Here is a 13,162-nt window from a genome sequence, read left to right as displayed (position 1 = left end):
ACTATACACCCGGAATCACCTCGACTCCGGATATATCGATGGACAAGGCGCCAGAAACCGTCTGCGAGGCGGCGATTATCGTTCCCTTAGGCAGCACCGTCTCAAACGAAAACTTGATCGTATCCTCGCCGCCGATGCTCGTGCCGATCCGCTGCGTTTCCGCATTTGCCGTTTTGCCCGGGCGAATAACATAAAGCTTCAGCTTTGCTCCCGAGGCTGTCGTATTATGGATGACAATGCTTTTTAATATCGTCTTTTGCTTTAAAGTAACGAGGTCGGTCAGCGCAATTGCCGGCTGCCCGGCATACAAATCAACAGCCGAATAGACTTCATAAGCCACAAGTCTACACCCCCATCCAATACATGCAATTTGCATTGCTCAATTTAATGTTGATTTCTTTAGCCAGCTTCTCCAGCTGCTCCAAACGTTGTTCCGTCTCGTCGAGCGCCAAATTTACCTTTTGAGCTCCGGCGTAAAGGCTGTCAGGCGCAGCCGGGTCCAAATTAATGCGGTTCGGATTGCTCATCGCCAATCACCCGTTTCTCTAAGATAACGTTACCATCAGTCTTCTTGCCCGAGGCGTCTCCGCTCTGCTTTTATCGTCGTTCGACTGCTTGATCCGAATACGGATCTTTTTCGAAGCGGCGACGGTTGCCTCAAATTTGTACTGCGCGTATTGGCCCATTGGCTGATTCACCTTTCCTGCTCCCAAGGAAACCCAAGTCGAGCCGCCGTCAATGCTGAATTCTACGCTTTGCGACGTTCCTGCCGGCTTGTAAAGATCGACGTATACGATAATTTTCGTAAACGGATCGTTTGTCGTCCATTCTCTGCTGACATACGTTCCATTCGTCTTATAGGATAAGGCCGCTGCGCCGATCGCTTCGGTTTGAATGACTGGAGAGCTTTTGGCTGAGCCCGATAAAAGCGCCCGCACGAACACTTCTTTTGTCGGCGCTCCAAGGCCCGTTACTCCCGAGTCGTTCAACGCGAACCAGCTGGTTCCATCCAACGACCATTGCCATTGCAAGTTGCTGCCTTGCGGAACAACCTGGCTTGTTGAAAGCAGCAGCTGGGAAATCTCCGACTGCAACGTAAGCCCTTCAAAATAAATTTTGCTCACAGGTTTCTTGAATTCAGCCGCATACAGGCGGAACTTCAAATCCATATCCTGATGCGCTGTCCATGCGGTCGCGTTGGAGCTTGAGAACAGCAGGCCGACTGCGTAAGGCTGACGGGATACAATGTTGCCGGTTACGAGATCCTTGGCGCTCATCTTCGCGACAAATAACCGGTATTGACTAGCTCCGGTCAAGACGACAATCGCATATTCAACATTCGTCTGCAGCAGAACCGGATCGGCAAACGTAAATTTTGTCGGCAAATTGCCTTTCGCCGAAATTTGAATAGATTTTGCTTCGACCACTTTCGAAGCGAGCACCGTCGTGCCCGGATAGCCATTAACGACGTTGCGCAGCTGTACCGTAACCGGCTTGGCTAAATACTCGGCAGGCGTTCCTGCTGCATGATCGACGTCCTTCGTTTCGAAAAAAAGCTCTATGCTCGTTACAAGCCGCTCCTCTAGCAGAAGAAAGGTTTGCGCAAGCGGATCGATTTGATTCCACCATGGCACTTGCCAGAAGGTTTGTTCAATAATTTGCCTCCGGCCGACGCCGACATAGGATGTTCTCGATTCATTCTGAATCTGAGCCACTCATACCCCTCCTTAAAAGCTTGCCTATCAAATTCAAATTCGGTTTCGCAAGACAAACGTTTCCTTTTTGCTACACGTAATTGTAAATCCGCACTTCCCGCGTGCCCGTCCTAATGTTCTCAGGAATAATAAAGGTTGCCGTAAATTTCCCGGCTCCGTTCGCCTTCACCGTTCCGTTTTTGGTTCCTGCGGCGGAACCGTCAGCCGGAACGAGCTGTACATTCACTCCGTCAAAAGTAGCCTGCAGGTTGTCGCAGTTCGGCTCGAACCCTTCTCCGTGCACGGTCACGACGCGCTGCCTAATGTACGGAATGTTCTCGTCCAGAATAACGCGTGTTTCCGTCCGATTGCCGCTCCACCAAGCATCCCACCAGCCCCATACCGTTTCATAGACATAAGAGGTTTCCACCCACGAATCTTGCGAAGGCGTTAACCGGATCGTAGCCTGCGAGCCGAATACCTGATAAGGGTTAATGTTCAAGGACTCGGTACCGTAGCTTTGATCGATGATGACCTCTTCCGTATAGTCGAGCGTAAGCAACCTTTCATGCTGCCGAACCGACTCTCCGCTTTCGAATTCCATCTGGATAAACAGCTGATTGACCGGCAATTGCAGCGTTTGATTTGCCGGATCGATCATCGCGTCGAAGCCAAAGCCCAAGTCCGCCCGTTCGAAGTTCGTAAAGTTGTCGGTAAAAATCCCTTTTTTATTCGTCGTTTGGTCGGTAATTTGCGCCGTCCGGTCGAGCTCCAGCATCGCCTGATTGTATTCTGCGCGCTCTAACCGATCGAGCAGCGATCGCAGCTCCAGCATCGTCAGCCGTTTCGGCTTGTTGTTGACGACTTTGGTCTCCAAGCCTCCTGCCGAAAAATGCAGCTCTCCGAGCGCCAGTATATCCGGAGGCACCGGAGGTGCAGGAGGATTAATATCCGACTGACCCGTTACGATTTGAATTTGTCCGTCAGCAGTCAAATAGAACGCATCTCTGCGCGATAAATAATAGTCGTAGGTTACGTTAAAATGCCTTTCAAGGATCGGCCGGCTGCTCCCCGTCAGCATCAATTCGTTCGTGCCTTCCAGCAGCTTGTAATCAACGCCCTGCGTCAGCTTCTTCATGCAATCATACTTGACTTGATACGCGACATTGTTAGCCGGACGGGTCGTGCCGATCGACCAATCCACGCTGTTATCCGTCAGCTTGTAGTCCTTCCCTTTGACGAATGTTTTGCCCAACTGCTCGATGCTGTAAATATCAACAACCGCATCGGACCCAATCGGATTATAGAGGGATGAACCGTCATACGTTAGTGTTGCATCGAGCCTAAGCATAGCGGTCACTTCCTGAATGGCTTTTACCGGCTTGCTGCTTAACGAATGGATATCCGTGCCATTGTAATACTTCACCTCGTCGAACACCCGTCGTGATTCCAGCGCCTTCCCCAGCTTGATCCGGGTCGGCACGAGCCGATTAATCTCGTAGCCCAGCACATACGCCTTGCCGGCCTCGATGACGAGCGTTACATAATCGCCTTCAGCCGGTTCAATAAAACCGTCCATTCCGGACACGAGGAAGCTTCCGCTCGTATCATGCGTTCTTCTTGCCAGCATCGGCGTGAAGCCTTCCAGCTCTGGCGGCACCTTCGCCGTGACGACTTGACCGTCAATGATCCGGTACATCGGAATGGCGGCCGGATCGTTCACAACCCAATCCGGCACCGCGATCAGGCGGTCCATGCCCGGCGAGCCGAAATTCGCATAGCCGACAGCCGGATCCAGCAATTCTTTTTTTATCTCGTATGTAATCGTCTCATAAACGATTTTCAACCCGATCACTTCTTCGCCTGCGCCGGTGATGGGGATTTTCTTCTCCCCGATTTTGTGAATAATGCCGTCCACATAAACTTTGGAAGGAAAAATAATCGCCAGTTTGGCCGGCGCAAGCTGTACATATATTTGCCCGCCTTCGATAATATGGCCAGCTCCGAATATGACATCGCCCATTTGCTTATCCCGATGCAAAGCGAGCGACTGGATCTCGTTCAATTCCGCAGACTGCAGCCGTCTGCCGCTCTGCGCAAGCAAGGATACCCAGCGGTCGTTCGGGTCAAAACGGTTGTATACACTCATCCCCCGCGTTCCTCCTAAAACTCCACGATAAATTCGAGATATTCGCGTTGATCCTCAGCCCTGTTAATGACCGTACGGTTATTCAAGACGAGCGCGTAGCCGTGGCTGCTCACCTCTTCGGCTTTAACCGCCAGCTTTCCGGGCAATGTCTCCGGCGCCAGCTCCAGCTCGGTAATGATCGCACTCTGCCGATAGCTGACCGCAGGCAGCTCGGTGCCGTTAATCCATGCGGCAACATAAACCCAGCGGGTTAAGCTTTGCATCGCTTCCGCTTCCGTGATCATTTTCCACTTTTGCTCGAACTGAATAATGTCTCCGTCCGGGTCAGGCATGACGAACCTGACCTTCTCCGCTTTCTTATAGCCGATCGGTTCGCTAAACTGCGCTGCGCCCGTCACTTCCGGCACGCTGTCCGTTTCATTCCATGGCGTCGGCTTGCCGATACCGATCCAGATATTGTCCGTCCGCACAAGATTTAGCGCCTGAAACGCCCTCATCCCGGCAACCGAGGCCGTATAACTGACTCCCATGTGCTCTCCTCCTAAGCTAAAGCTATCCTTGAACGATCGTGACAGCCGCTTGCTGAATGTGAAGCTCCTGCTCCGCAAAGGTTAACGAATCCGTAAAAAACACGTTTGGCGACCACCACGCTTCTTTCGCCGTACGGGCTATGCTGCCGGCTGGCAAACAGATACCCATTGCCATATTGGTGCTTAATTTCTGTCCGCTGACCTCTTCATAATTTAGTTTCGTTTCGCGATCCGATCCCAAATACAAACTTCGCCACGTGCTAATCCTCGGGCTTTCCAGCTTGACTTGCTGCTGCAGCATGACGGCAAGCCAATATTTAAAACCGGCAAAGCCGCTAATTTGCAACAGCTTGCGAACGACATCCACCTGATCCGGATTGACATAAATTGCTGTAATCAACGGCCCGAAAAATTCGCCGTCCGGCAGCATCGCATCGTCACCCGACAGCGTATAGCCGTCTTCCGGACTCAGCCGAAACGTTTCCAGTGCAGTTAGGCCAAGCGCATTAATCGTTTCCATATTGAGCGTGCCCGATGACGATCTCAGCTTGGCAAGCAGCGCCTCTCTGTTCGTCTCCTGCAGCTCCTTCTGCCACAAATACAGCCATTCCTCAGGCGATTCCGATAAAAAAAGCGTATGGAGCAGCCGGCCCTCCACATCGGGAATATCCGGCTCCGCAGCCTCCATAATCGCATTCATTTGCCTGCTTTCCTGATAGTACTCGGGCAAATAACGAATGAGCGGCGAGGTCATACGATAATCACCTCCGCTTGCAGGCTCCGATCAAGAGGCAGCTCCAGGTTTTGCTTCGGCTCCTCGATGGTTGCATCTGTCGCTCCTGCGGAAATGATCGCCGCCACGATTTTGGACAAATAAATCGTTCCGCCGATGTCCACCGTACGCAAATAGCCGTAAACCGCATTTTTGGCCGCCGCTTCGTTCAAGCCGATCACTTTTACTCTCACCGTCATCGACTCCGGGACAACAGGCTTTACGATAACGTCGACGCCCAGCGGCTTTTTCAGCTCAATCAGCTTCAGCACTTCCGCGCATACCTCTTTGATGTTTCCGTCGCTGCCAACGATGACATCGACCGTGCCCAGCCCGCGATTGCAATTGATCGCTTCTGCATACGTGACGCCGGTAACGGAAAGCGCCCATCGCTTGTAGTCGGTTTCCGTCCCGCCATGCTCCGGGTTGCGCTTCTGGTACAAAATGCGGTTGCGAAGCGCTTCATCCGGCTCCTGATTGAGCCCGCCGACTGCAGGACGCGGGTTGTTCACTTTCGAAATATCCTTGAGCGGATCAAACAGCAGCCGGATCGTATCTGCATTTACGTTGCCGATTATGCCCGCTTGCTTGCATCTTGCCTTTACAATCGTCTTTTTTTGACTGCCGATGGTCGCTTCGCCGACCGTCGCAAAGGAGAGATCCGAGTTTTCAATGCCGACCGTCGTGCCGTCCGGAATAACGGCGTTTTCCGTGCCCGTGAACTCCAGATCTACCCAAGAAGCAGTGGCCGGCGTGCGGTCCATTCCGTAATCCTTTGCGATTAAATCGAGAAAACGGCCTTCCGCCGTTACGGCAAAGGCCTGCTCCATAATGCTGCGAAACTTGCTCTCTTCGATCCAAAGCTGCATAGCTATTGGCGCCAACGCGTCATATATGATCGAGCCTTCGCTTTTGTCCAGCCCGTCGTCGACGCGATCGAGCAGCTGCTGCAGCTTTGATTCAAAGCTGACTGTATTTGTGCCGTTCAAGCTACAACACTCCTTCGTATCGGATGATGCCCTGCGTCGTCTCCGCCTGGAAAGCGATTTTCACCTCGTCGCCGGCCAACTCGATATTAAAATCAAACACACGGCTGATACGCTCGTCATAGACGAGAGCTTCCGTAATCATCCTGATCATCTCTACCTGAATAAACCCTTGCGTATACGACTTGCCGAGCAAATACACAATCTCGCAGCCGTAATCATTCGAGTAGATCGAATAATTAAACCGAATCGTAAGAATCGCTTTATGAATAAATTGCTTGACCGCGTCTTTGCCGTCGATTTGCCTTCCGATTTCCCCGGTTTCCAAATCAAGGCTGTACGTGCGCAGCACCGGCTTCTTTTTAACAATCAGGTCCGGAAAATCAATTTCGGGCGTTAGTCCCATGCCACCGCCGCCTTCCCATGGCCATCAATATTGAACGATCCGGTCGAAAATAAAAAATTTCTGACCGCCCTCGTAAGAGATGACCATCACTTTATCGCCTTTTCTCAACAGATCATCCTCTTTTTTGTCATTAATGAAATGGATTTCGCCTTCCTTCATCGTGAAATCCTTATCCTTCAGATCGACAGTAACTTTGTAGCTGTGAGGATGATCCGAAGGGTCTGTATTTCCGCTGAACTCTTGCGATTCGATGGTCGTCAGCTTCTCATTGGTCAAATTTACTTTCCGTCTTACACGGCATAGCTTTTCGGCAACGACGATAAGCTCCTTCGGAATAATGAGCTTATCGCTTCCCTTGAGCTTAATTTTCAAATCCGGCGCATCCGAGACGACTTCGGCCTCCATCAGCTCCGGCAGCTTCATCGATTGCACGCTTTTTAAGCTATGCTGCTTGATCAATTGCCCAAGCGACATTAATGGCACCTTCTTTCATTCATATTGGAAAATCCGGTCGGCAATAAAGAAACGCTGCCCGCCCTCGAATGAAATGACCATCACTTTATCGCCCTTTTTCAGCAGATCGTCCTCTTCGTCATCGTTAATATAGTGCAGTTCGCCTTGCTCCATCGTAAATTCCCGGTCAGTCAAGGCGACCTTCACTTTACCGGTATGCGTGTGTATCGGATACGGGTAGACGGGATGCTTCTCCTTTGAAAACGACAAACTGAACTCCTGCTCCCCAATCGTCGTCTGGCCCTTTGTCTTCTTCCCGTCCACAATCTTGGCTTTGTTCACCAAATTCACCTTCCGCTTTACTTCGCACAAATGCTCCGCAACGACGATCAGTTCCTTCGGGATGATGAGCTTGTCGCTCCCCTTCAGCTTAATCTTCAGCTCGGGCGGCTCGGAGACGACTTCAGCCTCCATGAGCTCCATCAGCTTCAGCGACTGCACGCTTTTCATGCTGTGCTGTTTAATTAACTGCCCCAGCGACAGCGACATCTTGCATCCCCCCAAAAGGCTTTTACGATCAGGACATCTCGGAAAGCGCGAGCGACATTTTATGATAGCGCCCGCTAAATTGATGCGTATCCTCCTCGACCGCATAAGTCTGCTCAATGCCGAGCTCCGGCACTTTGACGATGATCGTCGTCCCGGCCACCACCTCTGTAATGCCAAGCACCTCATCAAGCCTAAGCGTCTTCTTCACTTTGCCGTTCTCGGCCAGCATCATGTTAGCCGCATCTTGCAGCTGCGCCCGATTCGACTTATCCTTTATTTTCTCGTAATGCTGGAGGACGCCGAATTGCTTCTGCAACGATTTATTCTCAGCCGTAGCGATAACCGTCTGTTTTCCGTCGCTGCCCTGCAGCTTCACTTTCGTTACCGTCTTGTCAATCGATTCGCCGTACGAATAATCGATCAAATTCATGCCAGTCTCGATCATCCATTTCCGGCTGTTTTTCTTAAAAGGCACGAGCTGCACCTTCCCCTCCTTCGAAAAAAGGGAAAAGCGCTCGCCAATATTTTTGTACGTAATATCGAGCGCTTTCTTCACCATATCGAACAGCGTTTCTTCGTCGCATACCATATGCGAGATGACGTGGGTCGTATCCTCTATCGTTCCGGCCGGAATCGAAAAGTCGGTGCAAAGCTTGTTCAGCAACGCCGACGCTTTCATGCTTTTGAACACATAGGAATCTTTGTTGTTCGTCAAGTAAATCAGTTGATCGTAGGCGGTTAAGCTGAGCTTTCCCGGCTTATACTCCGCATTGAATACGATGCCGCGAAACAGTTCTTCCTCGCCGAAACGAAGTACGATACCGCTGCCGTTTTCCACCTTTGCCGGCGCGATATCGCCTTCTTTGGCATGCACCAGGCTGACCGTAAGCTTGCGAATCGCTTTTTGCGCCGTCCCCGACCATTCCGCGCTTTCTACCAGCGCCGTTATATCGTTCATTTGCCCGTCTGTAACGGTCATTACTTGAATCATGGAATCACCAGCACTTGATTCGGATAAATCGTATAAGGCGGTTTAATACCGTTGGCCGCCGCTATCTTTTCATACGGCACGCCGACTCTCATCTGAATGGCCCATAGCGAATCCCCGGTTTTTACCGTATACGACTTCGGCTTCACGCTTTGATCCGGCCGCTGCCCTTTGTTGCTGATTTCCGCTACCGTCTGCCCGTTTTCCTTCTTCGTCTCAATGACGCGAGGCTTCGTATATTTGAATTCCCGCAACGAAAGCTCGTAATAGATGCTTCCGACATCGCCTGCCATTTCCCGGTAGGACAACGATTCGATCGTGACCGGAAGAGTCATCTTCTCTTCCTCCGAATGAATGACGACAAATTGGACAGGATAGCCGCTGTTCTTCCATTTCTCGAGCTGTTCGATTCCTTTCATCGGCGGCTTAATATTGACATAGGAGCAATACGGGCCGTAATGCTTCGGAAAATGGGAGGCGAATTCGTATGTTCTCAGAACCGGATCCTGGATGACCGTAATTTGTCCCAGCTTTTGCACCGACACCGTCTCGTTGGCCGAGCCTGCCGACACTTTCAATTCAGAAGGATTGACGGGCAGCCAAAGCGACTCCGCTCCGTTGTTAAAGGTGAACCAGAACTCAACCGGCATAGACGCCTTCTCCTTCCGTCAGCAAATCCTCCTCCAGCATCCGCTTTAGCTTGTCAATAAACCGGTTCTCATCGGCTTCGTCATGCACATGCATCTCTCCGATCAAGTTCGCGATTGCTACCGATTTGGATTGGTCGACAGGGCCGGACGTTCCTCCTGCTCCGCCGTAAGGCTGCAGCATGGACGAACGCTGCTCGCCGCTCAATTGCCCGTTCCGGTAACGGCTTGCCTGCTCGGAGGTAAGCACCATTTCCCCTTGATGAAGCTCGGCAATATAGCCGTTGAACGGCACGCTGTTAAGCCCTGTTTTATGACTGCCGTTAATCGGCTGCACATTCATGTTTACCGTCGCAGATGCGCTGCCGAAAATATTTCTAATCGAATCCCATATTTGCTGAACCGTCTGCATAAGCGTTCCATACATACTTTGGAACCCTTGAATGAGGCCGTCCATGAACTGAGTGGCGAATGTCATCGCATATTGCGCGATACCGTTCAAGACGTCGTAAACGATGCGGGCGCCCCAGAAAAACGTTCCGGCGATGATGCCCCAGATCAACGCAATAAATTCGTTGATTCCGGTAAATGCCGTAGTAAAGACGCCGCCGATGGCATTGAGCGTGTCTGCGCCCCATTTGTACATATCCGATAACGCGGTTCCGACTGCTGTCGAGACCTGATTAAACGTCGTGACGAAAAAGGTTCCGATCGCCGACAGGATACCTTCAACATACGTCCATATCGCGCCTAATCCTGTCCAGATATAGCCAAGCCCCGTTTGAATCGCTTGGCCCACCGCCGTCATCGCATTCATAAAGCCGTCGGAGATGGCTCTGCCGACGCCTTGCATGTACGCGGCGAACTCTCCCCAAGCGGTTCTTGCCCAATCCTGAATCCGCTTGCCGGTCGTAACGACAAACGTCGAAATTTCGTCCCATGTGGCCGTAATGTAATTCCATACCGGCATAACCGCATCTCTGACCGTCTGGAATAAGCCGATCAAACCGCCGGCGTAGCCGATAATGAAATTACGCGCATAATTGAATGCTGTAGAGGCAAAGCCGTCCAACAACGCGCCGATCTTGCCGACGGCGCCCATAATGGCGTTTTTGATCGTTATCAAAGCACCCTTGTGGTCGCCTGCCGCCCCCTGCCATACGCCTTTGAAAATACCGCGCAGCATTTCCATGCCGGCCTTTCCGATGCCGACTATCGTATCGAAAGCTGCGGACACGATGCCGCTGATCGTATCGAAAGCGGATTGGACCGTATTCGCAATAAACGATCCGATACCGGTCACGATAGCAGCCATGCCGTCCCATATCAGCTTATAGAACGTAAAGACTCGCGTCATATAGCCGGTAACGATGGACCAAACGTATTGAAAAGCGGCGCTTACCCCTTGCCAGATACGGCCCGCCAGCTCCGTCGTAACCGCTGCGATACCGCTCCAAACCTCTTTCATCCAACCGGCCAAATCGGTAAAAAACTGCTTGGTATCCGCAATAAACCATTCGATCTCTTGCGCGAGCGATTGATAAGAAGCAACGATCCAAGCGACGGCTGCTTTGGTCTTGTCTTGAATGCCGAACCAATTGCCTGTCCATGCCGCGGTCAGCAGACCGATCGCGGCGACGATCCAGAAGATCGGATTCGTCAACAGGCCAATAGCGGCTCCAATGCCCGATATAATCGACATGACGGTTGATATAACCGCGAATGCGGCGAATGCGGCGATCAGCCCGTTCAGAATCGGCTTTAAGGTCTCAAAGTTGGCCCCGACCCAGTCGAGCGCCTTCTCCAGCCAGCCGAATACCGGGCCGATGACATCCATCATCCATAAGAAGCATTTGACGAACACATCGACGGTCTTCGCCGCGATGTTTTCCAGCTTCTTAAAACCGCCGCTCGTCAGCCAGGTGACCAGCCGCTGCATAATTGGCTTTACCTGCTCCAGTGCAGCCACTCCGGCGTTCTGCAGCGAGCCCTTAAGCCCTTCCGTCACAATTTCCCACATGCCGTTGGCGGATTTGTTCAGCTTCTCACCCCCGCCCTGGAACCAGGTGCCTGCATCTTTCAGAAACTTATCCCAGCTGCCCTTCTTGAATTCGAAACCGAATGCCTCCAGCTTCTTGTAATCCTTCGAATTGGCGGCCTCAATTGCTTCCATCGCTTCGGCTACCGACTTGCCCGGATTAAAGCCGGCCATATCCTCCGCCAGCTTGACGAGCTGCATCGCTTTGCCTGTATCGCCCTTCGTCAGCTTGACCGCCGACATTCCGCCTTCCAGCACCTGATCCGCCGAGAAGGCTGTATTCTGGGCATTGTCGCGCAATGCCGTCCAATAATCGGCGAATTTCTTCTCCAGATCTTGCGCGCTGGCAGGCCCTTTCTTCCCCTTGCCCTTGCCTCCGCCGCCTTGGCCTTGCAGCTTGCTCATGGCAAAGTCGAAACCGATTTTACTCGTTTCCAGATCGGCGGCGGCAACGACGGTCGAAGATCCAAAGCTTTTTAACGCCTCTCCGGCACCGCCGAATATTTCCTGAATACCTTTGATGTTGCCGGCAATCTTCTCGCCGACGCCGCCGACCTTTTCTTGAATCCCTTTCATATTGCCTTTCAGCTTCTCCATGAAAGACGGCTCTTTCTTGCTTTCGGCCGCGCCTGCCTTCTTCACTTTCATTGAGGATTTATCCAGTTTCCCAAACATGCCCTTCATCGATTGCTTCCCGATGCCTTTTTTGGAAAACCCCTTGCCTCCATTCGTGACTAAAGCGTATTTATCGCTGCTTTTCTTAACGGCATAACCTTTGGCTACATTTGCTGCGGTATTTGCAGCCGCCATACGAGGTCACCCTCTTCCTTGCTTACATCCGAATTCTCCAAGCCTACTTCCGCTTTTGCGCGCGCTCCGCTTTTCGCTCGGCATCCATTTCGACAAATTCAGAAGCATAGATAAACGCTTTGTGGTAATCATCCATTGCCCAAAGCTCTTGCGGGGCCAAATGATGCTTTTGCCATATCCGATGAGAGACGAGCGCATGGTAATCGCCACTGTTAATTAGTTTTTTGCTTCTTCCACCAGCTCTTCAAAATCGGTATCAAAGCCGTTAACGCGCTGCACCGCTTGAATAAGCTCGGCATACTCCCCGCCGACGTTCAAAATTTCCTTAACGAGATCGCAAGGGTCAACGAGTCCGTAGCTGCTCAGCAGCTCGGCGTCGCGGAAGTTTGGAAACACGGTCGTCTCGACTGCCAGCCTGCAAGCAAACCGTTTCCAGTCGATCTCCTCGCCTACCTTTTTTCCTTTTTTGAACTGCGGCACCGTGCACTCATCCTGCAAATCCTCAATCCGCTTCGTATCTACCGCTTTAAGCACAAACGGGATCGTATTGCCGTCCTCGTCCACATATCGCTTAGAGACGATGACCTCCTCCGTTACCGCCTGCTTCGCTTTGCCTTTCATAAACATATCCATCGATCTAGTAGCCGTTGTCATTGTTTATTCCTCCTTGTAGTGGATTGAATGTAACGCTTATTCAAAGCTGTCCTTGAGCGAATTCGGAATTTCCGCACCCTCAAATGTAAACGGAATTTCCTCCTCCAGCACTTCCGCCTCGACGCTGAACTGGCTGATTTTGACCGAATCGATATTGCAGTTGAGCAGATTGACCCGCTCCGTTCCGCGCCCGGAGCCAGGATCGTCGAGCACGCCTTGCAGCGTGAAATATACGTCTTTGCCGCTAGTCGAATATTCCAGCATCATTTTCGAAAATTTGGACGTTACTTTGTACAAGGTGAGTGTTCCCGTACCGCTTAAGCTGGTTGTCTTCTTGCTAAGCCAGCGATTGCCGAGAATCGCCACGTCGACTTTATTTTTCTCGATCGTCGCTTCGAACGACTTGGCGTAGCCGATTTCCTCGCTGTCGATAAACAGTCTTGCTTCCCGTCCGTTAATCGTATTGTCGCCGCGAAATTTAGCCAT

Annotated in this window: 15 protein-coding genes; all 15 read right to left on the bottom strand. The window is 51.6% G+C overall.

What is annotated here, in order from left to right; all coding sequences use genetic code 11:
• Position 1: 1 nt before the first annotated feature.
• The 15 genes from GOM71_RS05220 to GOM71_RS05155 all read right to left on the bottom strand — a co-directional run bounded on the left by GOM71_RS05220 (position 2) and on the right by GOM71_RS05155 (position 13,162).
• The gene (locus GOM71_RS05220; RefSeq protein ID WP_156278694.1) at positions 2-340 is read right to left on the bottom strand and encodes a hypothetical protein; all 339 of its coding nucleotides are present in this window, start codon (positions 338-340) and stop codon (positions 2-4) included.
• Positions 341-344: 4 nt separating this feature from the next.
• Positions 345-527, bottom strand: a complete 183-nt coding sequence (locus GOM71_RS05215; protein WP_156278693.1) for a hypothetical protein — start codon at positions 525-527, stop codon at positions 345-347.
• An 18-nt stretch (positions 528-545) separates the two neighbouring features.
• On the bottom strand, positions 546-1,715 hold the full coding sequence (locus tag GOM71_RS05210) for a hypothetical protein (protein ID WP_216651711.1): 1,170 nt from the start codon (positions 1,713-1,715) through the stop codon (positions 546-548).
• Between the two features lie 70 nt (positions 1,716-1,785).
• The gene (locus tag GOM71_RS05205; RefSeq protein ID WP_156278692.1) at positions 1,786-3,843 is read right to left on the bottom strand and encodes a DUF4815 domain-containing protein; all 2,058 of its coding nucleotides are present in this window, start codon (positions 3,841-3,843) and stop codon (positions 1,786-1,788) included.
• Between the two features lie 14 nt (positions 3,844-3,857).
• Positions 3,858-4,373, bottom strand: a complete 516-nt coding sequence (locus GOM71_RS05200; protein ID WP_156278691.1) for a hypothetical protein — start codon at positions 4,371-4,373, stop codon at positions 3,858-3,860.
• Positions 4,374-4,395: 22 nt separating this feature from the next.
• A complete protein-coding gene (locus GOM71_RS05195) occupies positions 4,396-5,127 on the bottom strand; it encodes a hypothetical protein (protein WP_156278690.1) in 732 nt (243 codons plus the stop codon).
• Positions 5,124-6,134 carry a baseplate J/gp47 family protein gene (locus GOM71_RS05190; protein WP_156278689.1) on the bottom strand — a complete coding sequence of 337 codons (1,011 nt, stop codon included), beginning with the start codon at positions 6,132-6,134 and terminating at the stop codon, positions 5,124-5,126. The genes GOM71_RS05195 and GOM71_RS05190 overlap by 4 nt, the downstream gene beginning before the upstream one ends.
• A gap of 1 nt (position 6,135) precedes the next feature.
• Positions 6,136-6,537, bottom strand: coding sequence for a DUF2634 domain-containing protein (locus GOM71_RS05185; protein ID WP_156278688.1), 402 nt, complete (start codon positions 6,535-6,537; stop codon positions 6,136-6,138).
• Between the two features lie 24 nt (positions 6,538-6,561).
• Positions 6,562-7,011, bottom strand: a complete 450-nt coding sequence (locus GOM71_RS05180; RefSeq protein WP_156278687.1) for a DUF2577 family protein — start codon at positions 7,009-7,011, stop codon at positions 6,562-6,564.
• 15 nt (positions 7,012-7,026) lie between these two features.
• On the bottom strand, positions 7,027-7,539 hold the full coding sequence (locus GOM71_RS05175) for a DUF2577 family protein (RefSeq protein WP_173275234.1): 513 nt from the start codon (positions 7,537-7,539) through the stop codon (positions 7,027-7,029).
• Positions 7,540-7,567: 28 nt separating this feature from the next.
• The gene (locus tag GOM71_RS23735; protein ID WP_173275231.1) at positions 7,568-8,530 is read right to left on the bottom strand and encodes an XkdQ/YqbQ family protein; all 963 of its coding nucleotides are present in this window, start codon (positions 8,528-8,530) and stop codon (positions 7,568-7,570) included.
• Positions 8,527-9,177 (bottom strand): LysM peptidoglycan-binding domain-containing protein, encoded by a 651-nt coding sequence (locus GOM71_RS05170; protein WP_156278685.1) that lies wholly within the window; start codon positions 9,175-9,177, stop codon positions 8,527-8,529. Before GOM71_RS05170 ends, GOM71_RS23735 begins: the two co-directional genes overlap by 4 nt.
• On the bottom strand, positions 9,167-12,022 hold the full coding sequence (locus GOM71_RS05165) for a phage tail protein (RefSeq protein ID WP_156278684.1): 2,856 nt from the start codon (positions 12,020-12,022) through the stop codon (positions 9,167-9,169). Before GOM71_RS05165 ends, GOM71_RS05170 begins: the two co-directional genes overlap by 11 nt.
• Positions 12,023-12,238: 216 nt before the next feature.
• Positions 12,239-12,676, bottom strand: coding sequence for a phage tail assembly chaperone (locus GOM71_RS05160; RefSeq protein ID WP_156278683.1), 438 nt, complete (start codon positions 12,674-12,676; stop codon positions 12,239-12,241).
• Between the two features lie 36 nt (positions 12,677-12,712).
• Entirely contained in the window at positions 12,713-13,162 is a 450-nt protein-coding gene (locus GOM71_RS05155) for a phage tail tube protein (RefSeq protein WP_156278682.1), read from the bottom strand.

Source organism: Paenibacillus sp. NEAU-GSW1, assembly GCF_009737085.1.
Lineage (GTDB): Bacteria > Bacillota > Bacilli > Paenibacillales > Paenibacillaceae > Pristimantibacillus.
Note: the sequence above shows the minus strand (reverse complement) of the source record. Positions and strands in the feature narration are given on the sequence as shown.

Coding starts and splice junctions, on each gene's coding strand:
- GOM71_RS05200 (WP_156278691.1), bottom strand. CDS start 4,373: ATGGGAGTCAGTTATACGGCCTCGGTTGCCGGGATGAGGGCGTTTCAG.
- GOM71_RS23735 (WP_173275231.1), bottom strand. CDS start 8,530: ATGATTCAAGTAATGACCGTTACAGACGGGCAAATGAACGATATAACG.
- GOM71_RS05215 (WP_156278693.1), bottom strand. CDS start 527: ATGAGCAATCCGAACCGCATTAATTTGGACCCGGCTGCGCCTGACAGC.
- GOM71_RS05195 (WP_156278690.1), bottom strand. CDS start 5,127: ATGACCTCGCCGCTCATTCGTTATTTGCCCGAGTACTATCAGGAAAGC.
- GOM71_RS05185 (WP_156278688.1), bottom strand. CDS start 6,537: ATGGGACTAACGCCCGAAATTGATTTTCCGGACCTGATTGTTAAAAAG.
- GOM71_RS05160 (WP_156278683.1), bottom strand. CDS start 12,676: ATGACAACGGCTACTAGATCGATGGATATGTTTATGAAAGGCAAAGCG.
- GOM71_RS05175 (WP_173275234.1), bottom strand. CDS start 7,539: ATGTCGCTGTCGCTGGGGCAGTTAATTAAACAGCACAGCATGAAAAGC.
- GOM71_RS05165 (WP_156278684.1), bottom strand. CDS start 12,022: ATGGCGGCTGCAAATACCGCAGCAAATGTAGCCAAAGGTTATGCCGTT.
- GOM71_RS05155 (WP_156278682.1), bottom strand. CDS start 13,162: ATGGCTAAATTTCGCGGCGACAATACGATTAACGGACGGGAAGCAAGA.
- GOM71_RS05180 (WP_156278687.1), bottom strand. CDS start 7,011: ATGTCGCTTGGGCAATTGATCAAGCAGCATAGCTTAAAAAGCGTGCAA.
- GOM71_RS05205 (WP_156278692.1), bottom strand. CDS start 3,843: ATGAGTGTATACAACCGTTTTGACCCGAACGACCGCTGGGTATCCTTG.
- GOM71_RS05170 (WP_156278685.1), bottom strand. CDS start 9,177: ATGCCGGTTGAGTTCTGGTTCACCTTTAACAACGGAGCGGAGTCGCTT.